Source organism: Neorhizobium sp. PAMB6630 (assembly GCF_058242775.1).
This window is the reverse complement of sequence record NZ_CM177836.1, coordinates 2,568,750-2,594,490: the sequence shown is the minus strand read 5'-3', so window position 1 is coordinate 2,594,490 and position 25,741 is coordinate 2,568,750. Positions and strand designations below refer to the sequence as shown.

Below are 25,741 nucleotides of genomic sequence, written 5' to 3'. Positions count from 1 at the left end.
CATTCTCCAGTTTAGGTCAGCTGCGGCGGCTGACGGTCGGGCCCTTGAAGGAGCCGAATTCGGCGATGACGGTTTCGCCGCCGACCGTGCGCTGACCGAGCGAAACACGCGGCTGGCCGCCTTCCGGAACGTAGACGTCAAGACGCGAACCGAATCGGATGAGGCCAAAACGTTCGCCGGCATCAAGCGGCTCGTTGGCATGCACAAAGCAGAGGATACGGCGGGCAACCAGGCCTGCGATCTGGACGACGCCCAGCTTGCCGTGCTTGGTTTCGATCACCATGCCATTGCGTTCGTTGTCAACGCTTGCCTTATCCAGTTCGGCGTTGACGAACTGGCCGGGGCGATAGACGATCTGCGACACGCGGCCGCGCGCCGGTGCCCGGTTTACGTGGCAATCGAACACGTTCATGAACACTGAAATGCGCAGCATCGGCTCGCTTCCGAGATCAAGTTCGACCGGCGGCACCACCATCTGCACGGAAGAGACCCGGCCATCAGCCGGGCTGATGATCACATCGTCGTCCTGCGGGACAACGCGCTCGGGATCGCGGAAGAAATAGGCGCACCACAGTGTCAGCAAGAGGCCGATCCAGAACAGCGGTGCTGCAATCAGGCCCGCGACCAGAGATACGACGAAAAAGGCGATAACAAAGATATAGCCTTCCTTGTGGATCGGCACGAGCGTGTTGCGGATGGTGTCGAACAGATTGATCAACGGTCTCTCCAGATTGTCCAGCTTTTATCATAGCTGACTACAGGCAAACCGTTTTGGGAGCAATGTGGTTCCGATGGCAGCTGTTTTAGCCGATCCCCAGAAATACCGCCAGCGAGCGTGTGACGGAGAGCATTGTTTCATCGTCCAGTCGTCCGAAAACCGGACCGATCCTGTCGCGCTTTACGGACATGGCCTTGTCGATCATCACCTGAGAAGCTTTGCGAAGGCCATTGGCAGGGGCGGGATGGACCGTGGGGCGCAGCAATGGTGCATCCACCAGTGTTCCGGACAGGAGCAAGATTGTCACCGTACCGGTGCCTTCAAATGAATCTGCCTGTATGATCAGCGCAGGACGTGGCTTTCCGAAATCCCCAGAAACCGCAACGGTTACCAGATCGCCGCGCCTCACGCGCCGTCCTCGTCCTCGATATCGGCCAGAGCTTGGTCGACCAGAACGTCTAGGTCTTGATCTGCGGCATCCGCCGCCGCAACGATCCGGGCTTGTCGGCGACACTCGTCGGCAAAGCCGGGACGGCGTGTATCCGGCACCCAGATCTGCACGGGACGCAGCCCTGCTGCGCGCAAGGCATCGCGTCGCTTTTGAACCCTTTGACCGAGAGGTGTTGGCATGTCTGCCTCCGTCATTCTGTTACATGTAACGTAGGCAGGCAGTCGATTTTCGTCAAGCCGCCAAGCTCGGGAGGCTACAGGATGATTCGTTTTGGGATCACACTGCCGGCGTCTTGCGCACCACCACGCCCTCGTTATCGCTCTCGCGCACCTGCCGCAGGTGTTCTTCAGCCTGCGTTGCCTCCCGCTGGCGGTTCCACATCGAGGCGTAGAGGCCGTTTTGCTCAAGAAGGTTTGCGTGCGTGCCGCGTTCGGCAATCTCGCCGTGGCGCAGCACGATGATCTCGTCGGCATTGATGACGGTGGAGAGGCGATGCGCAATCACCAGCGTCGTGCGGTTTTTCGAAACCAGTTCCAGCGCGTCCTGAATTTCCTGTTCCGTCGTCGTATCGAGCGCCGATGTGGCTTCGTCGAGAATGAGGATCGGCGGGGCTTTCAGAACCGTGCGGGCAATCGCCACGCGCTGCTTTTCGCCGCCCGACAGTTTGAGGCCGCGCTCGCCAACCATGGTCTGAAACCCATCCGGCAGGCTGGTGATGAAATGGCCGATCTGGGCAATATCTGCGGCCGCCAGCATTTCCTCTTCCGTCGCGGTCAGGCGTCCGTAGCGGATGTTGTAGGCGATGGTATCGTTGAACAGAACCGTATCCTGCGGCACCATGCCGATCGTGGCGCGAAGGCTCTTTTGCGTGACGTCGCGCACGTCCTGGCCGTCGATTTCGACAGAACCCTGCTGCACGTCGTAGAACCGATAGAGCAGGCGCGAGATGGTGGATTTGCCAGCCCCTGAGGGGCCTACGATGGCGACCGTCTTGCCGGCGGGCACCTCGAACGAGACGCCCTTCAGGATCGGCCGTTCCGGATCATAGGCAAAATGCACGTCGCGAAAGGCGATGCTGGCTTCGCGAACGGCAAGCGGCACGGCACCGGGACGGTCCACCACCTCGGCATCCACTTCCAGAAGATCGAACATCTGCTCGATATCGGTCAGCCCCTGGCGGATTTCGCGGTAGACGAAACCGATGAAGTTGAGCGGCACCGAAAGCTGGATCAGCAGCGCGTTGACGAAGACGAAATCGCCAATCGTCTGCGTGCCGCGCTGCACGGCAAGTGCCGACATCACCATCATCACGGTCGTGCCGGCGCCAAAAATCAGGCCCTGGCCGAAGTTCAGCCAGCCGAGCGAGGTCCAGACCTGCGTGGCGGCTTTTTCGTACCGCGCCATGGAGGCATCGAAGCGGCTCGCCTCCATATCCTCATTGCCGAAATATTTGACCGTTTCGAAGTTGAGCAGCGAATCGATCGCCTTGGTGTTGGCGTCGGTGTCGCTGGCATTCATCGAGCGGCGGATGGCAATGCGCCAGTCGCTGGCGCGGATGGTGAACCAGATATAGGCAGCCACCGTCACGGCCGTCACCGCCACATAGGCAAACCCGTAGGACACCCAGAAGATCACCGCCGTCAGCACGAACTCGACCAGCGTCGGCACCGAGTTGAGGATGGTGAAGCGGACGATGGTCTCGATGCCCTTCGTGCCGCGTTCGATGATGCGCGACAACCCGCCCGTCTTGCGTTCCAGGTGGAAGCGCAGTGACAACTGGTGCATGTGAACGAAGGTCTTGTAGGCAAGCTGGCGCACCGCATGCTGGCCGACGCTTGCAAACAGCGCGTCACGCAGCTGGTTGAGGGCAAGCTGCACGATGCGGGTAAAATTATAGGCGATGACCAGAACCACGGCGCCGAGCAGAAAGGCCGGCACGAGGCCTGCCAGATCCAGCTTGCCGTTCAGCGCATCGGTTGCCCATTTGAAAAAATAGGGAACGCCGATCAGTACGAACTTTGCCGCAAGCAGCAGAACCGTTGCCCAGACCACGCGGGCCTTGAGGTCCGGCCGGTCGGAGGGCCACATATAGGGCCAGAGGTTCACGATGGTTGTCAGCGGATTGCTGGTATCCGCCGCAACGGTCTTTTGTCGGTCTGCCATGGCTGCCTCCGGAAGGAACCCAGCACATAGGCTGCATGCGTTGTCTTTGCAACGCAGCTTCGGTCCGGCCGGCAAAGATCATGTCCCTGCCGGCTGCGGCTTTGCGCGATCAGCCTTTCTTCAGGCGCTCGCGGTGGATCTTTTCCGCTTCGGGATCCGGCAGGGCCTTTTTCGGCACGCCAAAAATCTGGCCGGGCTGAATCACGTCAGGGTTGGCGATCTGGTCCTGGTTGGCCAGATAGATCGTGGTGTAGCGCACGCCCTGGCCGCCATAAACGCGGCGTGAGATCTGCCACAAAGTGTCGCCGCGCCGGATGATGACGGAGGCGGCTTCGCTCTGCGTCAGCGGTGCCTGCGCAATGGTGCGGGCACCGGCCTCAACCTGCGCTTGCGCAGCCGCTGCCGGCAAAGGCGCCACCGTGCCGTTTGGCAGGATGGGGCCGACGGCGCGGGCAATCATCTCACCGATCGAGCCGAGCTTGGCGCCAACGGAGTTGACGTCGCGCGGCAGCGCGTCGAGCGAGGAAAGTGCCGCTGCTGCCTCACGCACGGTATTGTCGGCAATCATGCGTGTCGTTTCATCGGCACCGGCTGGCAGACGGTATTCGGTGAGCGACCGCAGCGCGATCACTGTGGAGGAGCGGGCCGCCGCCACCTGTTCGTCGGAGGGCGTTGCGCCGTTCGCATAGAGCTTCTGCAACAGATCAAAGCCGCGCGAGACTTCGTTGCGCAGGCGGTCGAAGGCGCCGCCATCGATCTGGGCAAGGCCGGCATTGCCCGACAGCGGGCTCGCAACGGCTGCCACCTGATCGCCGGCCGGACGGTTGAAGGGCACTTCGACACGCACGATCACCTGGCCATTCGGACCGATCTGATCGACCGCGATGCGATGCTCGCCAATCGACAAGGCAACGGTTCCGTCGATGACGAAATGGCCGTCGGCGCCGGCAAGCGTTTCGCCGATGACGGTCGTGTCAGCATAGCCCTTCAGCTTGGCGCCCGACTTCGCAATGCCGGCGACAAAAATGCGATCGCCCTCGATTTCGACGGCGCTGACCTGCAGCGCCGGCTTTTCCGTCACGGCGCCGGCCGGGGCCTGCGGCACGGGTGCCGTTGCCACCTGCGTGTCGGCGGGTGCCGCAGCGGCAGGTGCCGTGGTCGGTGCCGGCGTCGTTGTGGAACGAGCCGTGGTTGCCGGCGCCTGCGGAACGGTCACCGTATCGCTGGCGGAAAGCGCCACGCGCTCCGTCTTGGTTTTCTGGTTGATGTTGGGCAGCGCCATCAGGCGGCTCGCCTCGCCGGGCTTGGTGACCATGGCCAGCAGTTCGCCGTTCTTGTTTTCCGGCACGGAGACGGTGGCGATCTCTTCGGAAATCACCGTGCGGCCATCCGTGGCGGTTGCCTTCAGCACCAGCTGATGGTCGCCGGGAGCAAGCGGCTTGTCGATGATGGCGACAAATTCACCGGCCTTGTCGACAGAGGTTGTGGCAACCGTCACGGCCTGGTCGTTGACATCAAGCCGTGCCTCCGGTTCGGCCCGTCCGGCGATGACTGCGGTACCATCCGGCTCCACACGCAGCACATCGAAGGTCGGCACGATGAGCGGCTTCAGTTCGGTGGAAGCGCTGGCGGCCTTCGGCTCAGCCGGCAGGTCGCTCTTGGCCGTCGTTGCAGGCGCCTTTTCCGGCGCGGTCTCCGGTGTGGGGTCTACCAGCTGGCGGGCGGCATCGCCGGTACCGTTTACGGCCTGCTTGATTTCCTGTCCGGCATTGTTGATGGCGTCGCCCACCGGCTGGTCATTCGTCGTGAGACGGGGCATGACGAAAAAAACCATGAGGAGCGTTGCAACGACGAGTACGGATACAGCCAGCCAGCCGGCACGGTTTTTCATTATCAGACCTCTCCAGACGGAAACCCGTCAAACATCACGGAATTACAGGTTTCATGCCGTGTTAACAAGCTTTTAGGCTCTTTTCCGCTTGCTCGAAGCTTGATTTCCCGTCACTTTTACAGGTCGGGGCGCTGCTTTGCCTCTGATGAGTATGCATGACGGAGAATCTTGTGCCAATTCGATCCATTTGTGTTTACTGCGGCTCGCAGCCCGGCCGTGACCCTGCCTATGTGGCAGCGGGCAGGGCGCTCGGCAAATCCATCGCGGCCCATGGCTTGCGACTCGTTTATGGCGGCGGCACCAAGGGCATCATGGGTGCGGTGGCGGCCGGCGTCCTGTCAAACGGCGGAAGCGTTACCGGCATTATTCCCGAATTTCTTGTCGATATGGAGGCAACGCGCCATTCTCTCGGGCAGTTGAGCGAGTTGATCATCACCAAGGACATGCATGAACGCAAACATGCCATGTTCGAGCGGTCGGACGCTTTCGTGACGCTTCCCGGCGGCATCGGCACGCTGGAGGAGATCGTCGAGATCATGACCTGGGGCCAGCTCGGCCGTCACCGCAAGCCGATGGTGTTTGCCAATATCGGTGGCTTCTGGGATCCGATGCTGGAGCTGGTCGATCACATGCGCGGCCAAGGGTTCATCCACAACGCTAGCCTGGTGCGCCCGCTGGTCATCGGGGAGGTGGATGACATCGTGCCGGCCATTCTCGATGCGGCCGGTGACGAGCCGGTCGATCAGGGCAAGTCGTCGGTGATCGAAAAGCTCTGAACTAATCCACGATAAACAGTGTCGCACCGGTTTCTGTCGAAGAGCGGTGCGGCTCGGCGCCATCGGCCACCTGATAGCTCATGCCAGGTTTGAGCACGAAGATACGCCCGTCAGCCAGTTCCGTTGTCAGTTCGCCGCTCAGGCAGAGCAGAATGTGGCCCTTCTCGCACCAGTGGTCCGCCAGATAACCCGGCGTATATTCCACCATGCGCACGCGGATATCTGCGAATTTCTGTGCGCGACGTTGCCATGCCGGTGTCGCCCGCATGTTCGGTGGGGGTGATGGTTGCCCAGTCGGTCGTGCCGAAGGGAATGTCGGAGATGCGCATCGAAGGATCCTCTATCAGCGGGCGCGGTAGGCGCGCAGCATAGACCAGGTGTACATCGCAAGCGCCACCCAGATCAGCGAGAAGGCAAACAGTTTCAACGGGCTCATCGGTTCGTGGAAAACGAAGACGGCGATGAGGAAAATGATCGTCGGCGTCAGATATTGCATGATGCCGATGGTCGAGAGCCGCAAAAGCTTGGCCGCATTGGCATAGATCATCAGCGGCACCGCGGTGGCAAGGCCGGCAGCGGCCAGAAGCCAGGCATCGGTCGTGGTGCCGTGGGTGAGGTGGCCGGCACCGCTCATTTCCATCCAGATGATATAGGGAAGGGCTGGCACCGACAGGATCGCCACTTCGAGGAAGAAGCCCTGGTTGGGGCCGACCGGCAGCGTCTTGCGCAGGAAGGAATAGGCACCCCAGCTGAAGGTCAGCGTCAGCGAAATCCAGGGCAGGCGTCCGGCGTCCCAGGTCAAGAGGGCAACGGCTGCGAATGCCAGCACGATGGCAGCCATCTGCACCGGCGCCAGCCGTTCCTTGAGCAGGATGGCGCCCAGGAGGATGCTGAACAGTGGATTGACGAAATAACCGAGCGCGCCTTCGATTGCATGGCCGGAGCCGACCGCGTAGACGTAAGTCACCCAGTTGACGGTAATCAGCGTTGCCGTGACGGCCGCCATCACCATGGTGCGCGGGGAGCGCAGCGCCGTTGCGATATCCCCGAAGCGGCGCGTGACGAGCAGGATGAGGGCCGCGAACGGCACCGACCACACCACCCGGTGGGCCAGCACCTCGAATGGCGAGAGATGACCGAGCGCCTTCAAATAAAGCGGCAGGATGCCCCAGAACGCATAGGCGGCAAAGGCATAGGCAAATCCGCGCGGCGTATCGCCCGCCGGGGCTTTCGGTGCAGCGGTCTCGATCGCCATGATGTCATTCCTTCACGTCAGTGCGGCCCGTCTACGACTGATGCACGCCGCTGACCAATTCATTTCGCTGAAGCATCTATTCGTGGGTCTGACAGGGCTGTCCCTGCAAGCCGCTTGAAAATTCACTCCGCCGCAAGCCTTCCTGCCATGTGGCGGTTCTTCATCAGCTTGTAGACGATGGAATCGACCAGCGCCTGGAAGGAGGCATCGATGATGTTTTCGGAGACGCCGACCGTCCACCAGCGGGTGCCCTCGCCATCGGTGGATTCGATGAGGACGCGGGTGATCGCCTCGGTGCCGCCATTGAGGATACGGACCTTGTAATCCACCAGTTCCAGATCGACGATTTCGGCGTTGAACTTGCCGAGATCCTTGCGCAGCGCGAGATCGAGCGCATTGACCGGACCATCGCCTTCGGCAACCGACATCACCCGTTCGCCATCGATCACGAGGCGCACCACGGCTTCGGAAACCGTCTTCATCTGGCCATTGGCATCAAAACGCCGCTCCACCATGACGCGAAACCCTTCTATGGCAAAGAATTCCGGAATAGTGCCGAGCGTGCGGCGGGCCAGAAGTTCAAAGCTCGCGTCGGCGCCTTCATAGGCATAACCTTCCGCCTCGCGCTCCTTGACGATGGTGATCAGCGTGTCGAGGCGCGGATCGTCCTTGGCGACCTCGATGCCGCGCCGCTTCAACGCGTTAAGGAAGTTGGACTTGCCGCCCTGGTCCGACACCATGACCTTGCGGAAATTGCCCACGGTTTCCGGTGGCACATGTTCATAGGTGCGCGGATCCTTCAGCAGCGCCGAGGCATGGATGCCGGCCTTGGTGGCAAAGGCGGAAGCGCCGACATAAGGGCACTGGTGGTTCGGCGAGCGGTTCAGCAACTCGTCGAAAGCGTGGGAGAGCGGTGTGAGGCCGGTCAGCCGGTCGCGGTCGATCGATGTTTCGAAACGGTCGGTATAGGTTTCCTTCAGCGCCAGTGTGGCGATGAGGGTGATGAGATTGGCATTGCCGCAGCGCTCTCCGATGCCGTTCAGCGTGCCCTGGATCTGGCGCACACCGGCCTCCACGGCTGCCAGCGAATTGGCAATGGCCTGTCCCGTATCGTCATGGGCGTGGATGCCAAGCGAGGTGCCGGGAATGCCGGCGGCGATCACTGATGACACGATGTCGCGCACCTCCTGCGGCTGGCTGCCGCCATTGGTGTCGCAAAGCACCACCCAGCGCGCGCCGGCCTCGTAAGCGGTTTTGGCGCAGGCGAGCGCATAATCCGGATTGGCCTTGTAGCCATCGAAGAAATGTTCGCAATCGATCAGCGCCTCGCGCCCGGACGCGATGACGGCGGCCACACTCTCGCGGATCGAGCCGAGATTTTCCTCGTTCGTGCAGCCGAGCGCCACGCGCACATGATAATCCCAGCTTTTCGCCACAAGACAGATGGCATCGGTTTTCGATTGCAGAAGCGCTGCCAGCCCCGGATCGTTGGCGGCGGAGACACCGGCGCGTTTGGTCATGCCGAAGGCGGTAAATTTGGCCGCGCGCGTGCGTTTTTCCGCGAAAAACGCCGTATCCGTCGGGTTTGCACCGGGATAACCGCCTTCGACGTAATCGATGCCAAAATCATCCAGCAGCTTGGAGATGGCGATCTTGTCCTCGACGGAAAAATCGACGCCCGGCGTCTGCTGGCCGTCGCGAAGCGTCGTGTCGAAGAGATGGATCTTTTCCCGTGTCATGTCGGTGCCTCCCCAGGCAGCAGTGTCTTGCCGTGTTTTCCCTCTCTGGCCTGCCGGCCATCTCCCCCACAAGGGGGGAGAATAGCTGAACGGTTGCCGTTCGCCCCACGGCACGAGCGCCCTTGCTCGTATCCGGGAGAAGGCGGCGCGGCACGGTTTCTCCCCCCTTGTGGGGGAGATGGCCGGCAGGCCAGAGGGGGTCTTCCAGTCTCAGTTCTTGCCCGCAAACCGGTCCGTCGCGCGGATCAGCTGGTCGAGAATGCCGGGCTCCAGATAGGCATGGCCGGCGCCCTCGATCAGGTGGAAATCCGCCTTCGGCCAGGCCTTGTGCAACATCCAGGCATATTTAGCCGGGCAGGGCATGTCGTAGCGGCCGTGGATGATGACGCCGGGAATGTCCTTCAGCTTATAGGCATCGCGCAGCAATTGCCCTTCCTCCAGCCAGCCGGCATGGACGAAATAATGGTTTTCAATACGCGCAAAAGCCAGCGCATACTCTTCCTCGCCAAACGGGCCGGAATAATCCGGGTTAGGCAGAAGCGTGATGGTTTCGCCTTCCCAGAGGCTCCAGGCGAGCGCTGCCTGCACCTGTTCCGCGCGGTCTTCGCCGGTCAGGCGGCGGCGATAGGCGGCCATCATCTCGTGGCGCTCTTCTTCAGGGATTGGCGCCTGGAAACGCTCGAACTTGTCGGGAAACATCTCTGAGACGCCGAACTGATAATACCAGTCCAGTTCGGCCTTTGTCAGCGTGTAGATGCCGCGCAGCACCAGTTCCGACACCCGTTCGGGATGCGTTTCGGCGTAAGCCAGCGCCAGCGTCGAGCCCCAGGAGCCGCCGAACACCAGCCATGTCTCCACGCCCATCATCTCGCGCAGCCGCTCGATATCGGCCACCAGATGCCAGGTGGTGTTCGCCTCCAGCGAAGCGTTCGGCGTGGACTTGCCGCAGCCGCGCTGGTCAAACAGGATCACATCGTAAAGTGCCGGATCAAACAGCCGCCGCTGCGTCGGCCCGCTGCCGCCGCCGGGGCCGCCATGCAGGAACACGGCAGGCTTTGCCCCCTTGGTGCCGACGCGTTCGAAATAAACGCGGTGGCCATCGCCGACATCCAGAAAGCCGGTCTCATAGGGTTCGATCTCGGGATAGAATGTGCGCAACTCGTTGGTCATCTCATGCGTCCTGCTGAAGAAATCGGGTCATTCGTCTTCCGGTGGCCACTGGTCCGTATCATGGTCGGGGTGCTGGTAGCTTTCGATGGAGGCGAAGAAGGCTTCCATTTCGGGGCTGGTATGGGCCGGCTTGTCGAACAGCTGGTCGATCCACGGTAGCCGCTTGTCGTGGTTGACCTGCACCTGCGGCTCGAGCATTTCCGGCTGGTCAAACGCGCCGATGGCAAGCTCCACGCCGCCGGGATGCAGGTAAGCGAGTGGCGTGCCGCATTTGCTGCAAAAGCCGCGCTTTACCTTGGCCGAGGATCGATAGAGGCTTGGCCGGCCGCGCGTCCAGGTCAGATGCGCCTGATCGGCGGTGACGAAGGCGCCGAAAAAGCTACCAAATTGTTTTTGGCACATGCGGCAGTGGCAGATCGAAGGACGCCCGAGCTTTTCCGCCCGAAACCGCACCGCGCCGCACTGGCAGCCGCCGGTAAACACGCCTGTCATGGTCATGGTTGCGTTCCCATCTCTGGCCACTCGGCCGTGTCATGGTCGGGATGCTGGTGGGAGACGATGTCAGACAGGAACGGCGCTTGTTCGAGGTCTTCCTCGGTCGGATGCCCCGGCAGTTCGTGCAGATGGTCCACGAAAGCGATTTTTCCCTCGGTGCCGAATTGCATGGTCGGGGGAAAGGCTGCCGGATCGTCAAAAACACCGGCCGCGATGGCCATACCATCCGGCGCCTCATAGGTGAGCGGCGTGCCGCAATCGCCACAGAAGCCGCGCGAGACGACATTGCTCGACCGGAAGATTTTTCGCTCGCCGCGCGTCCACTCGAAGTCTGTGCCGCGAACCGACACCAGCGGCGCGTAATAGGCACCAAACGCCTTCTGGCACATGCGACAATGACAGATCGAGGCATCCTTCAAGGGGCCGCTCACGCGAAAACGAATGGCGCCACATTGGCATCCGCCGGTCTGAATCTTGGTCATGCTGTCGGCCTCCTTTTGTCTGCGCAGTGTCGTTTCGTTTCGGCTTGCGGTTGGTGATGGCGCAAGCCGCCCCCTCATCCGCCTGCCGGCACCTTCTCCCCGCGGGGGAGAAGGGAGGTAAACATTTGCCCTCCCAGCCAGCCGCCTAGAGAGTTAAACATCGGCCCCGAGCCCTCCCGCCAAGAGCGGTAAACATTTGCCCCGAGTCTGCCGCCAAGAGAAGAGCCTCGACGGCTGCGACATTCCCCTTCTCCCCTCGGGGAGAAGGTGCCGGCAGGCGGATGAGGGGGGCAGCTTGCTCCACCACACACCGTCTCCGCCGTCGACGGAATTTACCGCTTCACTTCCCAGGTCGTCACCCGCTCGCCGGTTGCCGGATCCTTGCCATCCTTCAACTGGATCCCCTTGGCCAGCAACTCGTCGCGGATCTTGTCGGCTTCGGCGAAGTTCTTGGCTTTGAGGAGTTCGAGGCGTGCTTGCACTGCCGCGTCCAGATGTTCTGAATCTATTCCCAGTTCGTTCAACTCAACAGCCAAGACTGCGCGCTCAATGGCTCCGGTGATTTCCGATTTTTGGTGCGCGCGGACATTCGCAACGATGCTTGCCAGCTGTTTATTTTCAAGGCCCAAGAAGTAAAGCGATGCAGCCAGATCCTCGCCCGATGCGCTACTTTTTTGTATCGCTTGTATGGCCTGAGGCGTGTTCAAGTCATCGTTAAGTGCTGCGATAACTTCGGGGATCACATTACCTGTATCCGGCCCGTGCCGACGCATAACATTGTGAAAGCCGAAGTTGATCTGATACGCCTCCTCCAGCCGCTTCACCGAAAAATCAATCGGCTCGCGGTAATGCGTCATCAGCATGGCCAGCCGCAGCACTTCGCCCGGCCACTTGCGTCCGCCAAAATTGTCCGTCTCCAGCAACTCGTTAATCGTCACGAAATTGCCGTCCGACTTCGACATCTTGCGGCCTTCCACCTGCACAAAACCGTTGTGCATCCACACGCTTGCCATCACGTCGGTGTCGTAGGCGCAGCAGGATTGGGCGATTTCGTTTTCGTGGTGGGGGAAGATGAGGTCCAGACCGCCGCCGTGGATATCGAACTGGTGCGGGCGCGCCTTGCCCTTGGGCGAAAGCCTGTCCTTGATCTCTTCCCAGAGGTATCGGTCGGCCATGGCCGAGCATTCGATATGCCAGCCGGGGCGGCCGTAGATGGCAAATGTCTCGCCCTCGAAGGTAAAATCGGCGGGCCAGCCGGGTTCGGTGTCGGCCGATTGTTTCCACAGCACGAAATCGCCCGGGTTCATCTTGTGGGCTTCCACGGCCACGCGCGCGCCGGCCTGCTGGTCTTCCAGCCGGCGTTTGGAAAGCTGTCCGTAATCGGCCATGGAGGCGGTGGCAAACAGCACCTCGTGGCCTTCCGAACCCTTGGCCACATAGGCGTGGCCTTGGCTGAGCAGGCGCTGGATGATGGCGATCATCTGGGGAATGTTTTCGGTGGCGCGCGGTTCGTGCGTCGGGGCAAGGCAGCCGAGGCGCGCCACATCCGCCTTGAACTGGCTTTCCGTCGTGCCGGTCACGCCACGGATCGCCTCGTTGAGGCTCATCGAGCCATCGGCGATTTTGGGGCCGAAATCGCGCAGCGCCCGCGCGTTGATCTTGTCATCGACGTCGGTGATGTTGCGCACATAGGTGACATGATCTTCGCCGTAGATGTGGCGCAGCAGCCGATAGAGCACGTCGAACACGATGACCGGCCGCGCATTGCCGATATGGGCAAAATCATAAACCGTCGGGCCGCAGACATAAAGGCGCACGTTTTCGGGGTCGATGGGCTGGAATTCCGCTTTCTCGCGGGTCAGCGTATTATAAAGCTTGAGCGTGTCGCTCATCGAAATTCTCCCGAAACAGGTATGGACTCGCCGGCCCGGTTCCTGTGTCTTCTTTGAATTTCGAGAGACGAGAACGGCCAGGCCAGCGGTGCGCTAGCGAATAATTTTCCCGCAGATGATGCAGAGGCCGTTTTTCATGGACACGGTTATGGCGCGCGCCAAAGCCGCGGTCAAGGGGAGGGCAAGGCGCAATTGTTCGTCGGCTGGCGCCAAAGCGAAATATTCGTTCGGGCGCTTTGCGCGGTGCGGATGATCAAGGTTGCAGCGGGATCTTGTCCTTGGCCGGCAGAAGGCCGAGCACCAGCGCACAGCCGGCAATGATGACGGCGCCGCCCGCCACCTGCATCAGCGTCAGTGGCTCATCGAGAATAAGCGCACCGACCAGCACCGCGACAACGGTCACGGCAAATTCCACGCTGATCGCCCGCGTCGCGCCAATGCTGGCCACAAGCCCGAAATAGAGCACGTAGGTGAGCGAACTCATCAGGCCCGCCAGCGCCACGAGATAAAGGTAATCGATCGGCTGCGGCGAAACCGGCACCGGCACCACAAATATCAGCGGCAGCGCAATGACGCCGCCGGCCAGAAACGCGCCGATGGTGACTTCCCAGGGGCCGGTGTCTTTGAGGAAGCGGCTCGCATAATTGCTGCCGAAGGCGGCGCAGAAGGTGGAAAACACCATGGCAAGGCAGCCGAGCACGAAGGCGAAGGTGACAGGCACAGCTGGAAAACCAACCAGCATGACAATGCCGAGCGTGCCGAGCAGCAGGCCCGCGACCCGCGCCGGTGTAATCCGCTCCAGCCCCCAGACCTGCGCAATCACCATGGAAAACAGCGGAATGGAGGCAACGAAAATCGCCGCCATTGCCGTGCCGATGCGCGGCGCCGCATAGGACAGCCCGATCAACTGCCCGGCAACGGTCGTGGCACCCACCACGGCAAGCGGTATCCAGCTTGCCGGAAACGACAGTTTTCGGCCTGTGCTGCGTGCGAGGATGACAAGGATGGCAGCGGCGATGAAGCAACGGAAGGTGACGGCCCCCACCCAGCCGAATGCCGCCACCACTTTCAACAGCAGCACGAAGGAAAGGCCCCAGGCGAGAGCCAGAAACACATAGGCGGCAATGTCACGGGGGCGCATGCGGGGAAATTCCGCTAAAGGGAGGGCGAAGGAAACGGACGGCCGGATTATTCCGGCAGGCGGTAATCGAGGAATTTATTGTCGCGCACAACAAAAAGCCGGCCGGTTTCCGTCATGTCGGGCGCGCAGAGCGGCAGAAGTTTTGCGGCAACCTCGGAAGGATGCGGCAGCGTTGCCGGGTCTTCACCGGGCATGGCCTGCGCACGCATGGCCGTGCGGGTGGCGCCGGGGTTGACGTTGATGACGCGCAGTTTCGTCTTTTGCGTTTCGGCAGCCCAGATGCGGCCGAGCATTTCGACGGCGGCCTTGGAGGCGGCATAGGCACCCCAGAAGGGGCGCGCATCATTTGCAACGCTGGAGGAGAGGATGAGCGCGCGTCCGGCATCCGATTGCAACAGCAGCGGCTCGACGGAGCGGATCAGCCGCCAGGTCGCCGTGACATTGGTCAGCATCACCTTGTCAAAAACCTTTGCCTCGATATGGCCGACAGGCGAGATCACGCCGAGAATGCCGGCATTGGCCACGAGAATATCGAGCTTGCCCCAGCGCTCATGGATCGAGGCGCCGAGCTTGTCGATGGCGGCCATGTCGGTCAAGTCGAAGGGAACGAGGGTTGCCGTGCCGCCTGCCGCCTGAATGGCGTCGTCCAGCTCTTCCAGCCCGCCCACGGTGCGCGCGCAGGCAATCACATGCGCGCCGGCCTTGGCCAGAGCCAGTGCCGTGAAATAACCGATGCCGCGCGAGGCGCCGGTCACCAGCGCAATGCGTCCCTTGAGATCAATCGTCATTACCCGTTCCGTCCCGTCATGCCGGCGAAAGCCTTGGCCTTCGCCGGTCCTCCTCAACCGTTGCTGGCGAGAACCGAGACTTTCCGTCCCATCGGTTCCCCATGCTTGTCAAGCAGGCGCGTCGGATAGTCGCCGGTGAAATAGTGGTCGGTAAATTGCGGCCGGGCATTGTTGCGGGCTTCGCCGCCAACGGCCTGGTAAAGCCCGTCGATGGTGAGAAAGGCCAGCGAATCGGCGCCGATAAAGCGGCACATGGCTTCCATATCATCATACTGGTTGGCCAGTAGCTTGTCGGCATCCGGCGTGGCGATGCCGTAGAAGTCCGGATAATAGATCATCGGCGAGGCAACGCGCAGGTGCACTTCCTTCGCGCCGGCATCGCGGATCAACTGTACGATCTTGAGCGACGTCGTGCCACGCACGATCGAATCATCCACCAGAATGACGCGCTTGCCTTCGATCATGGCGCGGTTCGCCGAATGCTTCAGCTTCACGCCAAAGGCGCGGATCTGCTGCGTCGGTTCGATGAAGGTGCGCCCGACATAATGGTTGCGGATAATGCCGTATTCGAAGGGAATACCGCTTTCCTGCGCATAACCAAGCGCTGCCGGCGTGCCGCCATCGGGCACCGGCACCACGACATCGCCTTCGACAGGCGATTCCTTGGCAAGGTTGATGCCCATGTTCTTGCGCGCGACATAAACGCTGCGGCCGCCGACGACGGAATCGGGGCGGGCGAAATAGACATATTCGAACAGGCAGAGCCGTTCCGGCTGCATGTTGGTGGATTTACGCGATTCGATCTCGATGGACCCGTCCGGCTGGATCTCGCAGATGATCACTTCGCCGTTTTCCACGTCGCGGATAAACTTCGCGCCGATCATGTCGAGTGCGCAGGTCTCCGAACAGAAGATCGGCTTGCCGTCGAGTTCACCCATCACCAGCGGGCGGATGCCGGTGGGGTCGCGCGCGGCAATCAGCTTGGTGCGGGTGATGCCGAGCATCGAATAACCGCCTTCCATCTGGCGGATCGCATCGATGAAGCGGTCTGTGGTGGAGGCATAACGCGAGCGCGCAATCAGGTGCAGCACCACTTCCGTATCGGAGGTGGACTGGCAGATGGCGCCACCGGCGATCAGCTGGCGGCGCAGCGTTAGGCCGTTGGTGAAATTGCCGTTATGGGCAACGGCAATGCCGCCGACTTCCAGTTCGGCAAACAGCGGCTGCACGTTGCGCAGCGCCACTTCGCCGGTCGTCGAATAACGCGTGTGGCCTATCGACATATTGCCCGGAAGCTTCGCCAGCGTCACCGGGTTGGTATAGTGGTCGCCGACCAGACCCATATGCTTTTCGGTATGAAACTGCGTGCCATCGAAGGACACGATGCCGGCCGCTTCCTGGCCACGGTGCTGCAGGGCATGCAGGCCAAGCGCCGTCAGCGTTGCCGCATCGGGATGGCCGAGAATGCCGAACACGCCGCATTCCTCATGCAGCGTATCACCATCCAGATCGAGAAAAACATCATGTGCAACCGGCTGATTCATGTCTGCAGGTCCTTGGGGGCTGGTTCGGAACGGGGTGTGTTGCGAATATGGGTGTTATCGGTTGAAACGGAAAGAGGCCGGCGGGGAGCGTTAACGCTTCATCCTCTCATCCGGCCTTCTAAGCTGTGTTTTATCACAAATAGCGATGCTTGGCTTCCCTTGGAATGGTTACAAAGCGTCAATTATTTGGCGTCGTGGTTGCCGGAGCGTCATCGGACGGCGCCTGTTCCGCTCCGGTCGCGGGGGCTTTTTCGCCATGACCGAGCAGGCGGTCGCGCGCCTGCTGCTCGACGTTTTCCGGCAGCGCGGCTACGAGACGAGAGACCAGCGTATCAAGGAAGGGCTTGGACTTGGCCTGAGTGACCCAGGCCGGCTGCGACTGGACGCCGACCAGCCAGTTCCAGAAGGCAACGGCAACAACCAGAAGCAGGATGCCGCGGGCAGCCCCGAACAGAAAGCCGAAGGTGCGATCAAGCGCCCCGATGCGGCTGTCGATGATGAAATCGGCAATGCGGCTGGTGATGAAGGTGATGATGATCAACGCGATGAGGAAGATGACGCCGAGAGAACCGGCCAGCGCGATGCGGTCATCCGTCGTGTAGTTCTTCGCATAGGGCAGAAGAAACGGATAGAGGTAATAGGCTGCGGCAATCGCGCCTGCCCAGCTGGCAATCGACAGCACCTCGCGCGAAAAGCCGCGCACCATGGCGAGCACTGCTGAAAACAGGGTGACGCCGATGACAATGCCGTCGAAAATCGTGATGGGCATAAATGGTCTACTCCAAGACTGACCCGGCCTTAAGGCCAAGGGGTACACTGGTGGCTGAACGGGCGCAAGAACATGCCTTGCGGCCCGCCTTTGCGGCACCTCTTACAACAGCGAGCCCGCCGGTGGAAGATCAATCCTCATCCGGCTGTTTCCCCAGGTTCTTCGCAGAACCGGCTATTTTTACGACGAGATCCGGCAGCCCATCGATCTCGCTCCAGCGGCTCTTGCCGCCTTTCGGAATTTCGGCAGACGAGGAGGGCAGAACCGCTGAGGAAAAGCCGAGCTTTTCCGCTTCCTTCAGGCGCTGCGCCGTCTGCGAGACCGGGCGCACGGCACCGGACAGGCTGACTTCTCCGAAATAAACGCATTCGGCCGGAAGCGGCGTGTTGGCAAGGGAGGAAACGAGGGCTGCGGCCACCGCCAGATCCGCGGCCGGCTCGGTAATCCGGTAGCCACCGGCGACGTTCAGATAAACATCGTGCTGGCCAAGCCGCACGCCGCAATGGGCTTCGAGAACGGCAAGGATCATCGACAGGCGCGAAGAATCCCAGCCGACGACGGCGCGGCGCGCCGTGCCGAGCGACGTCGGTGCGACCAGCGCCTGTACCTCGACCAAAACTGGCCGCGTGCCCTCCATGCCGGCAAAGACCGCAGCACCGGGCGCTTTCGAATTGCGCTCGCCCAAAAACAGTTCGGACGGGTTGGACACTTCGCGAAGGCCGATATCCGACATTTCGAACACGCCGATCTCGTCGGTCGGGCCAAAGCGGTTCTTCACCGTGCGCAGGATGCGGTAATGGTGCCCGCGGTCGCCCTCGAAATAGAGAACCGCATCCACCATGTGTTCCACCACGCGCGGGCCGGCGATCTGGCCTTCTTTCGTGACATGGCCGACCAGCACCATGGCCGCTCCGGTCTGCTTGGCAAAGCGGATCATGGCCTGCACGCCGGTGCGCACCTGGGTCACGGTGCCCGGTGCCGAATCGGCGGTGTCGCTCCACAGCGTCTGGATGGAATCGATGATGACGAGGTCTGGCCGTTTGCCTTCGCCGATGGTGGCGAGAATATCCTCGACATTGGTTTCCGCGGCCAGCAGCACGTCTGTGGAGGCAGCGCCCAGACGCTGGGCGCGAAGGCGCACCTGCGCCACCGCCTCTTCGCCGGAGACATAGATGACCCGGTGCCCGCGCCGCGACAGGGCAGCGGCCGCCTGCATCAGCAGCGTCGATTTGCCGATGCCGGGATCGCCGCCGACCAGCACCGCCGATCCGCGCACGAAACCGCCGCCGGTCGCCCGGTCGAGTTCGCTGATGCCGGTGAAAATGCGCGGCGCTTCCTCGGTTTCGCCCGATAGCGTGGTCAGCGCCACCGCGCGGCCCTTCTTCGGCACCTTGCCGGGGCCGGCACCGATACCGCCCATCGGGTCTTCTTCAACGATGGTGTTCCATTCGCCGCAGCCATCGCACTTGCCCGCCCAGCGGGAATGCACCGTGCCACAGTTCTGGCAGACGAATTGGGTTTTTGGCTTTGCCATGAAATGTCAGTCTTCTTGTTGGTCTTGTGCAAAAAGGTCGGAGGAGAGGTTTTGGTGGCCGTGCAGAACGCGCAGGATCGTGATGACCTCAGGCGTCACATGGAAGAACAGAATGCGGGATCGATAGGCGACGCTGCGGATATCCGCCCCCAGTTCGCTGCGCCCGCGCCCGCTCAGGCCACCTTCCGCAAGCGATCTCGCCTTTTCCTCCAGCCCCATAATCAAACGATCGGCGGCGTCCGCATTGTCCAGCGCGAGATAACGGTAGATGCTGGCGAGATCGGCGCGCGCTGTGTCAGTCCAGAGGAGCCGGCGGGGCTTAATAGCTGCTACCCTTCGCGGCTTGCCTCTTTTGTCTCGGTTTTTCTGCGGCTAGTTGCCTTACGTCCTGCAGCAGCCCGGACGCCGACGCGTATTCATACACACGGCCTTCCTTGACGTCGTCCAGGCCTTGCCCGACGAGGCGGCGCAGTTCCTGCGTTTCATTTTCCTCGCGCTCAAGCGAGCGAAGGCCTGCCCGCAGCACATCCTCGGCGCTCTTGTAGACGCCGGTGCGCAGCTTGGCCTCGATGAAGGCCCGATCTTCCTCTGTCAGCTGGATCTCGGTCATTTCGATCTCCTTTTGTTCTCTTATAGCGCGGCCGGGGACCGCTGACCAGAGGTCAAATCAAGGAGTCGAGGTAGCGGCGCTCGTAGCGCAGGCCAAGGCCGGTGAGGAGCTCGTAACCGATGGTGCCGCCCGCGCGCGCCACGGCGTCAAGCGACAGGTTTTCGCCGAACAGTTCGATATAGTCGCCGGTGGAGATGAGGCCTGCGGGAAGGTCGGTCACGTCGAATATGGTCATGTCCATGGTGATGCGCCCGACAACGGGAACGGCGTGCCCGGCGATAAAACCGACGGCGCCTTCGCACCCGTTCTGGCGTAACGGCACGCCTGCACCGGAAAGACTGCGCAGATAACCATCCGCGTAACCAACGCTTGCGACGGCCAAACGGCTGTCGCGCAAGAGCGTCTGGGCGCCGCCGTAACTTACCGTTTCGCCGGCTTTTGCGTCGCGGATCTGCAGGATGCGCGCTTCAGCCGTGACCACGGGTCGCATGGGGTTTGCCACGCCGCCCACCGCTGCCCCGCCATAAAGCGAGATGCCGGGACGGGTCAGGTCGAAATGGTATTCGGCACCGAGCAAAATGCCGGCAGAGGCCGAAAGGCTCGCCTCGACGCCGTCGAATGCGGCGCTGACGCGGCGAAACAGATCGAGCTGGGCGCGGTTGGCGCTTGCTTCAGGCGTATCGCCGCTATGGAGATGCGAAAGCACGAGGACGGGGGAAAAGCTTGCGGGCCGCGATACATCCTCGGCCAGTTCCATCGCATCTTCCGGCGAAAGGCCAAGCCGGTTGAAGCCGGTGTCCACTTGAAGGGCGCAAGGGTGTTCGCCGCGTTCAGACAGAACCGACATCCAGAAGGCCAGTTGCTCCTGCGAGGCAAGAACCGGCACCAGATCGTTTTCGAAAAACAGCGCTTCCTGGCCCGGCCATATGCCCGACAGGACAAAGATACGGGCCTGCGGCGCGTATGCGCGCAGTGTCGCGCCTTCGGAGGCGAGCGCCACGAAGAAATCCCGCGCGCCAGCGTGATAGAGAGTGGCGCCGCAATCTTCTATGCCGAGCCCATAGGCATCGGCCTTGACGACGGCACCGGCGCGGGCACGGCCGGACAGACGCGACATGTCGCGCCAGTTTTCCGAAAGCGCGGCAAGATCGACGGTCAGGCGTAGTGGCGCGACGTCGAAATCCTCGACCGGCATCTGCGGGCCTGCATCTTCGCCGTCGTCCCACTGGTTCTCGTCAAATCCGGTCATCGCCTGCATCATCCCGTTCGGCGCCCTCTCGGGCCATGGCCGGAAACTATCACCTTTGTTCATGGCGACCATGACGAAGCACGAGAATTTGGCTCTATGCACAATGTTTCGCAGCCGCACGCCGGCGAAACTCCAGCCGCCTCACATCGCAGACGAGGTTTCGCCCGCTTGCACGACATTGTTTCCATCGCGGCCACGAGGTGCGGGCTGTTGCTGCAGCTGCAGCGTTATAACAGTCTTCTCACCCAGAGGCTGCGCCCTAAAAACCGTGTGCAATCCATATCTTCGCGGCGAGGATGTATTTTGGATGCCTTACGATGAAAATGGGAAAATTGAAAAAAATGCGCGGAACCTTTTTCGCCCGTCTTCATTTCAGCGTCCCGAACGGTCCAAGAATTGGGATAGGAAATCCCGATCACTTGGACGAGGCTTTTGAACCGTCAGGCTGATTGTAGAGTGTAGAAGGCTGATGACAGGGCAGGGCGCGCATCGTCCCGTCGCTTCAGGATGTATTGTCTGCATCCGCTTTCCCACCCCTGCAACTACCAGGTTTTAAATCCTCGTGCCCGTTCGGCGCAGGGCATCGCTCTCATGGAGCGCTGTCGGCGGATCTGTCCGGCAATGATGGGCCGGACCTCACGAACACAGCAAGTCTCATGATGAGAGGAAGCGGTTTAAGCGTTTTGCCCAATCATCGGAGACCCCATGTCCTTCCTGACCCATGCCAAGATCCGCACCAAGGTCCTGTCCCTCATCTTGCCACTCTCCCTCGTCGGCATCGCCGGTGTCGGCACGGTCGCCTATAGCTACAAGTCGGCTGATACGGATTATTCAAAGTTTATTGCCTCGGACGCCGTGGTGGCCGTCGAGATGGCACGCGCCAACATCGCGCTGGTGGCTGTGTCTTCCGATCTCGGCCAGATGCTCATCCAGGCCGAAATGTCGCGCAATGTCTCCGATCTGGTGCAAAGTTATAAGACGGATATCGAAACGGTCGGGCAAAAACTTGCTGTGTCGCGAAACCTGACGCCGGAAAAGGCGGCCGAAATCGATGCGTTTTCGGCCCGCATCGCCGACGTCACCACACGCTCGGATCAAATTGTCAGCTTCATCGGCCAGGGTCGCTTCAACGAGGCACGCCGGCTGCTGATCGATCTAGGCCCTGTTGTCGGCGGCCTGCGTGCCGATATCCGCAACTGGAACCAGAAAAGCCTTGATGCAATGCTGGCGAAATCGGGTGAGCTGACCGACCAGACCGATGCGGCGATCTTCTATAGCCTGCTTACGCTCGGGATCATCTTTGCCGCCGGCATCCTGATAGCGCTGCTGGTTGCCGCGCGTGGCATCACCCGTCCCATCGATGGGCTGCGGACCCGGATGCTGTCACTCGCCAACGGCGAGACGGCAGCCGATGTGCCGGGCCTGGAGCGCCGTGATGAAGTGGGCGACATGGCCAAGGCCGTATCGGTGTTCCGTGACAATGCCATCGAACGCCAGCGCCTGGAAGCCGAGGCGGAGGCCAATCGCAGCCTGTCCGAAACGGAGCGGCTGGAGCGCGAGCGGATTGCCGCCGAAGATGCCGCCAACATCAAGTTTGCCGTCGACAATCTGGCCGCAGGCCTGTCGCATCTGTCGGAAGGCGATGTGTCCTATCGCATCGCAAGCCCGTTTGTCGAAAAGCTCGACGGCGTGCGCCGCGATTTCAACGGCTCTGCGGAAAAGCTGCAGGAGGCGCTGACGCGGGTTGCCAAGAATGCCCGCGGCATAGATGCCGGCACCAACGAGATCAAGTCTTCTGCAGATGATCTGGCAAAACGCACGGAACAGCAGGCGGCAGCCGTCGAAGAAACCGCGGCAGCGCTGGAGGAAATCACCACCACGGTTCGCGATTCCACAAGGCGTGCGCAGGAGGCCGGCGAACTGGTTGCCCGCGCCCGTACCGGTGCCGAACAGTCCGGTGATGTCGTGCGCCAGGCAGTGGTTGCCATGGAAAAGATCGAAAAGTCCTCGAGCGAAATTTCCTCGATCATCGGTGTTATCGATGAGATCGCTTTCCAGACGAACCTTCTTGCGCTGAATGCCGGTGTCGAGGCGGCACGGGCAGGTGAGGCCGGCAAGGGTTTTGCCGTGGTGGCACAGGAAGTACGTGAACTTGCGCAGCGTTCTGCGACGGCTGCCAAGGAAATCAAGTCGCTGATCAACACGTCGAACGGTCAGGTCAAGGAGGGCGTACAGCTCGTCGGCGAAACCGGGCGTGCGCTGCAGACGATTGTGAGCGAGGTGCAGGAAATAAACCGGCATGTGCTCGCCATTGTCGAATCGGCGCAGGAGCAGTCGTCAGGCCTCCAGCAGATCAACACGGCGGTCAATCAGATGGACCAGGATACCCAGAAGAATGCTGCCATGGTGGAGGAATCCACTGCCGCCAGCCATAGCCTATCGATGGAAGTCGCCTCCCTCAACCAGATGCTGGCGCAGTTCAAGCTGAGCACGCTTGAGCAGCCGGCGACCCTTCGCCCTGCACGGGCCAGCGAAGCCCCGGTCGCCTCGCCGGTTCACGCACTTGGCCGCAAGATCGTCGGTGCGATGCGTGGCAATGCGGCCTTGGCCGTTGATCGCAACGATTGGCAGGAATTCTGATCTCAGCTAACAGACGACATGAAAAGGCCGGCGTACCCAGAGGGCGCCGGCCTTTTGCTGGACTGGTCCTGGAAGGCTTAATGCTCTTCGTATTGGGTAAAGCTCGGGTCGGCGAGATCGGCAAAGCGGGTGTATTCCGACTGGAAGGCGAGTTTGACGGTGCCGGTCGGTCCGTGACGCTGCTTGGCGATGATCACGTCGGCCGTGCCCTTCACCTTGTCCATGAGCGCTTCCCATTCCGGGTATTTCGGGTCGTTGATGTCGCGCGGCTCCAGGTTCTTTACGTAATATTCCTCGCGGAACACGAAGAGGACCACGTCGGCGTCCTGCTCGATCGAACCCGATTCGCGAAGGTCGGAGAGCTGCGGGCGCTTGTCCTCGCGGTTTTCCACCTGACGCGACAGCTGGGAAAGCGCCACGATCGGCACGTTGAGTTCCTTGCCGAGCGCTTTGAGGCCCGTGGTGATCTGTGTGACTTCCTGCACGCGGTTCTCGCCGGATTTGCCCGACCCTGTCATCAGCTGGATATAGTCCACCACCAGGCAATCGAGGCCGCGCTGGCGCTTCAGACGGCGCGCGCGGGCAGAAAGCTGGGCAATCGAGATACCACCGGTCTGGTCGATATAAAGCGGCACCTTCTGCATCATCTGGCTGCAGGCAACGAGCTTTTCGAAATCGGCCTCGGTAATGTCACCGCGGCGAATTTTTGACGACGAAACTTCCGTCTGCTCGGAAATGATACGGGTGGCCAGCTGCTCGCAGGACATTTCGAGCGAATAGAAGCCGACGACGCCACCGTTCTTGGCCTTGTAGGACCCATCCGGCTGAACCTCCGGATCGTAGGCGGCAGCGATATTGTAGGCGATGTTGGTGGCAAGCGAGGTTTTACCCATGCCCGGGCGTCCGGCAAGCACGATCAAGTCGGAGCGCTGCAGACCGCCCATCTTGCTGTCGAGCGACATGATGCCGGTCGAAATACCTGAAAGATGTCCGTCGCGCTCAAACGCCTGACCGGCCATGTCGATGGCCTGCGCCACCGCATCGGAAAACGCCTGGAAGCCGCCGTCGTAACGGCCGGTTTCGGCCAGCTCGAACAGGCGCCGTTCGGTATCTTCGATCTGCGTCTGCGGCGGCATGTCGAGTGGCGCGTCATAGGCAATGTTGACCATGTCCTCGCCGATGGTGATCAGCGCGCGGCGCAGCGCCAGATCGTAGATGGCGCGGCCATAATCCTCGGCATTGATGATGGTGACGGCGTCGCCCGCAAGGCGGCCGAGATATTGCGCCAGCGTGAGGTCACCGACCTTGGTATCGGCCGGCAGGAATGTCTTGATCGTCACCGGATGGGCGATCTTGCCCATGCGGATGATATCGCCGGCCACCTCGAAAATCTTGCGGTGCAGCGGTTCTTGGAAATGCACGGCCTTCAGGAAGTCCGACACCCGGTAATAGGCATCGTTGTTGACGAGGATCGCACCCAGAAGAGCCTGTTCCGCCTCGATATTGCTCGGGGCTTCGCGGTAATGCGGCTCTGCCGGCGAGGCATTGCCAAGCTTGCGCGCTACTTCATTCATCGACATCATCCATTTCATCGGTTGCCGGGGCACCCTAGTCCCCACGGGGCAGGCGGGGAATGGCCCGATCCTCTACCCACAGGGATTCACAGGCCAGGAGCAGCGATATTCGTTATGCGTGCGATTCGCGGTTGACTGTTGCCAGCGGTGCGAATCGCCATGGCGCGGGACTATTTTACAGCAGGACGCACAAAAAAACGCCCGGAGAAAACTCCGGGCGCTCGATCGGGGCCGAAAAGGCCTGATCTTATTCGTCGTCGCCTTCGTCGTCACGGTCGGCGTCCGGATCGAAGAAATCTTCCGGACGAAGTGCGTCTTCGTCGATGCCGTAGATGGCATCAGCCGAGGTGAGGCTTTCGCCCTTCGACTGGCGCTCAGCTTCTTCGGCCGAACGGGCAACGTTCAGTTCAACGGTGATTTCAACTTCGGCATGCAGGTGCAGAACAACCGTGTGCAGGCCAATGGCCTTGATCGGGTTGTTGAGGTCAACCTGGTTGCGGCCGATGTTGAAGCCTTCGGCAGCCAGAACGTCGACGACGTCACGGGCAGCAACCGAACCGTAGAGCTGGCCGGTTTCGCCGGCAGCGCGCACGACGATGAAGGACTTGCCGTTAAGAACGTCGGCAACCGTCTGGGCTTCCGACTTGCGTTCCAGGTTGCGGGCTTCGAGCGTGGAACGCTCGGCTTCGAAACGGGCCTTGTTGGCAGCGTTCGAGCGCAGGGCCTTGCCGAGCGGCAGCAGGTAGTTACGGGCGTAACCATCGCGAACCTTTACGGTTTCGCCCATCTGGCCAAGCTTGGCGATGCGTTCAAGAAGAATGACATTCATGTGGATATCCTTTCAGTGTCAGTCGGTGTGT

Annotated in this window: 23 protein-coding genes and 1 pseudogene; 2 read left to right on the top strand and 22 right to left on the bottom strand. The window is 61.3% G+C overall.

Features of this window, described 5'->3' with window-relative positions; all coding sequences use genetic code 11:
- Window positions 1–16 precede the first annotated feature (16 nt).
- The 5 genes from AC4CWF_RS12405 to AC4CWF_RS12385 all read right to left on the bottom strand — a co-directional run bounded on the left by AC4CWF_RS12405 (window position 17) and on the right by AC4CWF_RS12385 (window position 5,226).
- Window positions 17–715 (bottom strand): phosphatidylserine decarboxylase, encoded by a 699-nt coding sequence (locus AC4CWF_RS12405; protein WP_491285386.1) that lies wholly within the window; start codon window positions 713–715, stop codon window positions 17–19.
- 88 nt (window positions 716–803) lie between these two features.
- The gene (locus AC4CWF_RS12400) at window positions 804–1,127 is read right to left on the bottom strand and encodes a type II toxin-antitoxin system PemK/MazF family toxin (protein ID WP_491281959.1); all 324 of its coding nucleotides are present in this window, start codon (window positions 1,125–1,127) and stop codon (window positions 804–806) included.
- Window positions 1,124–1,348 carry an antitoxin MazE family protein gene (locus tag AC4CWF_RS12395; protein ID WP_491281958.1) on the bottom strand — a complete coding sequence of 75 codons (225 nt, stop codon included), beginning with the start codon at window positions 1,346–1,348 and terminating at the stop codon, window positions 1,124–1,126. The genes AC4CWF_RS12400 and AC4CWF_RS12395 overlap by 4 nt, the downstream gene beginning before the upstream one ends.
- Window positions 1,349–1,445: 97 nt before the next feature.
- Window positions 1,446–3,332, bottom strand: a complete 1,887-nt coding sequence (locus tag AC4CWF_RS12390; protein WP_491281957.1) for an ABCB family ABC transporter ATP-binding protein/permease — start codon at window positions 3,330–3,332, stop codon at window positions 1,446–1,448.
- A gap of 109 nt (window positions 3,333–3,441) precedes the next feature.
- Window positions 3,442–5,226: a LysM peptidoglycan-binding domain-containing protein gene (locus AC4CWF_RS12385; RefSeq protein WP_491285385.1), complete on the bottom strand. Its 1,785-nt coding sequence runs from the start codon at window positions 5,224–5,226 to the stop codon at window positions 3,442–3,444.
- A gap of 152 nt (window positions 5,227–5,378) precedes the next feature.
- Here AC4CWF_RS12385 and AC4CWF_RS12380 point away from each other — a divergent pair, with 152 nt between their 5' ends.
- Window positions 5,379–5,999, top strand: a complete 621-nt coding sequence (locus AC4CWF_RS12380) for an LOG family protein (RefSeq protein ID WP_491281956.1) — start codon at window positions 5,379–5,381, stop codon at window positions 5,997–5,999.
- A 1-nt stretch (window position 6,000) separates the two neighbouring features.
- Here the strand turns inward: AC4CWF_RS12380 and AC4CWF_RS12375 are convergent.
- The 15 genes and pseudogenes from AC4CWF_RS12375 to alr form a co-directional block, all read right to left on the bottom strand.
- Window positions 6,001–6,328: pseudogene (locus tag AC4CWF_RS12375) on the bottom strand (DHCW motif cupin fold protein).
- Between the two features lie 14 nt (window positions 6,329–6,342).
- Entirely contained in the window at window positions 6,343–7,254 is a 912-nt protein-coding gene (rarD, locus tag AC4CWF_RS12370; RefSeq protein ID WP_491281955.1) for an EamA family transporter RarD, read from the bottom strand.
- A 122-nt stretch (window positions 7,255–7,376) separates the two neighbouring features.
- Window positions 7,377–8,993 carry a citramalate synthase gene (cimA, locus tag AC4CWF_RS12365; protein ID WP_491281954.1) on the bottom strand — a complete coding sequence of 539 codons (1,617 nt, stop codon included), beginning with the start codon at window positions 8,991–8,993 and terminating at the stop codon, window positions 7,377–7,379.
- Between the two features lie 210 nt (window positions 8,994–9,203).
- Window positions 9,204–10,163 carry a prolyl aminopeptidase gene (gene pip / locus AC4CWF_RS12360; protein ID WP_491281953.1) on the bottom strand — a complete coding sequence of 320 codons (960 nt, stop codon included), beginning with the start codon at window positions 10,161–10,163 and terminating at the stop codon, window positions 9,204–9,206.
- Between the two features lie 27 nt (window positions 10,164–10,190).
- The gene (locus tag AC4CWF_RS12355) at window positions 10,191–10,661 is read right to left on the bottom strand and encodes a GFA family protein (RefSeq protein ID WP_491281952.1); all 471 of its coding nucleotides are present in this window, start codon (window positions 10,659–10,661) and stop codon (window positions 10,191–10,193) included.
- A complete protein-coding gene (locus AC4CWF_RS12350) occupies window positions 10,658–11,140 on the bottom strand; it encodes a GFA family protein (RefSeq protein WP_491281951.1) in 483 nt (160 codons plus the stop codon). The genes AC4CWF_RS12355 and AC4CWF_RS12350 overlap by 4 nt, the downstream gene beginning before the upstream one ends.
- Before the next feature lie 332 nt (window positions 11,141–11,472).
- Complete coding sequence (gene cysS, locus AC4CWF_RS12345; protein ID WP_491281950.1) at window positions 11,473–13,032, bottom strand: cysteine--tRNA ligase; 1,560 nt, start codon at window positions 13,030–13,032, stop codon at window positions 11,473–11,475.
- Between the two features lie 253 nt (window positions 13,033–13,285).
- The gene (locus tag AC4CWF_RS12340; RefSeq protein WP_491281949.1) at window positions 13,286–14,173 is read right to left on the bottom strand and encodes a DMT family transporter; all 888 of its coding nucleotides are present in this window, start codon (window positions 14,171–14,173) and stop codon (window positions 13,286–13,288) included.
- Between the two features lie 47 nt (window positions 14,174–14,220).
- Window positions 14,221–14,961, bottom strand: coding sequence for an SDR family NAD(P)-dependent oxidoreductase (locus AC4CWF_RS12335; RefSeq protein WP_491281948.1), 741 nt, complete (start codon window positions 14,959–14,961; stop codon window positions 14,221–14,223).
- Window positions 14,962–15,014: 53 nt separating this feature from the next.
- A complete protein-coding gene (gene purF / locus AC4CWF_RS12330; protein WP_491281947.1) occupies window positions 15,015–16,505 on the bottom strand; it encodes an amidophosphoribosyltransferase in 1,491 nt (496 codons plus the stop codon).
- Window positions 16,506–16,683: 178 nt separating this feature from the next.
- Window positions 16,684–17,274, bottom strand: coding sequence for a CvpA family protein (locus tag AC4CWF_RS12325; RefSeq protein ID WP_491281946.1), 591 nt, complete (start codon window positions 17,272–17,274; stop codon window positions 16,684–16,686).
- A 130-nt stretch (window positions 17,275–17,404) separates the two neighbouring features.
- Window positions 17,405–18,808 (bottom strand): DNA repair protein RadA, encoded by a 1,404-nt coding sequence (radA, locus tag AC4CWF_RS12320; RefSeq protein WP_491281945.1) that lies wholly within the window; start codon window positions 18,806–18,808, stop codon window positions 17,405–17,407.
- Between the two features lie 6 nt (window positions 18,809–18,814).
- Window positions 18,815–19,060, bottom strand: a complete 246-nt coding sequence (locus AC4CWF_RS12315) for a type II toxin-antitoxin system RelE/ParE family toxin (RefSeq protein ID WP_491285383.1) — start codon at window positions 19,058–19,060, stop codon at window positions 18,815–18,817.
- 67 nt (window positions 19,061–19,127) lie between these two features.
- Window positions 19,128–19,418, bottom strand: coding sequence for a type II toxin-antitoxin system ParD family antitoxin (locus AC4CWF_RS12310; RefSeq protein ID WP_491281944.1), 291 nt, complete (start codon window positions 19,416–19,418; stop codon window positions 19,128–19,130).
- Between the two features lie 52 nt (window positions 19,419–19,470).
- Complete coding sequence (alr, locus tag AC4CWF_RS12305; protein WP_491285380.1) at window positions 19,471–20,613, bottom strand: alanine racemase; 1,143 nt, start codon at window positions 20,611–20,613, stop codon at window positions 19,471–19,473.
- A gap of 759 nt (window positions 20,614–21,372) precedes the next feature.
- On the opposite strand from alr, the gene AC4CWF_RS12300 reads away from it, so the two are divergent.
- Window positions 21,373–23,307, top strand: a complete 1,935-nt coding sequence (locus AC4CWF_RS12300) for a methyl-accepting chemotaxis protein (RefSeq protein WP_491281943.1) — start codon at window positions 21,373–21,375, stop codon at window positions 23,305–23,307.
- A gap of 77 nt (window positions 23,308–23,384) precedes the next feature.
- On the opposite strand, the gene AC4CWF_RS12295 is transcribed toward AC4CWF_RS12300, so the two are convergent.
- Both AC4CWF_RS12295 and rplI read right to left on the bottom strand, forming a co-directional pair.
- Entirely contained in the window at window positions 23,385–24,881 is a 1,497-nt protein-coding gene (locus AC4CWF_RS12295; RefSeq protein ID WP_491281942.1) for a replicative DNA helicase, read from the bottom strand.
- Window positions 24,882–25,128: 247 nt separating this feature from the next.
- Window positions 25,129–25,710: a 50S ribosomal protein L9 gene (gene rplI / locus AC4CWF_RS12290; RefSeq protein ID WP_491281941.1), complete on the bottom strand. Its 582-nt coding sequence runs from the start codon at window positions 25,708–25,710 to the stop codon at window positions 25,129–25,131.
- Window positions 25,711–25,741 lie beyond the last annotated feature (31 nt).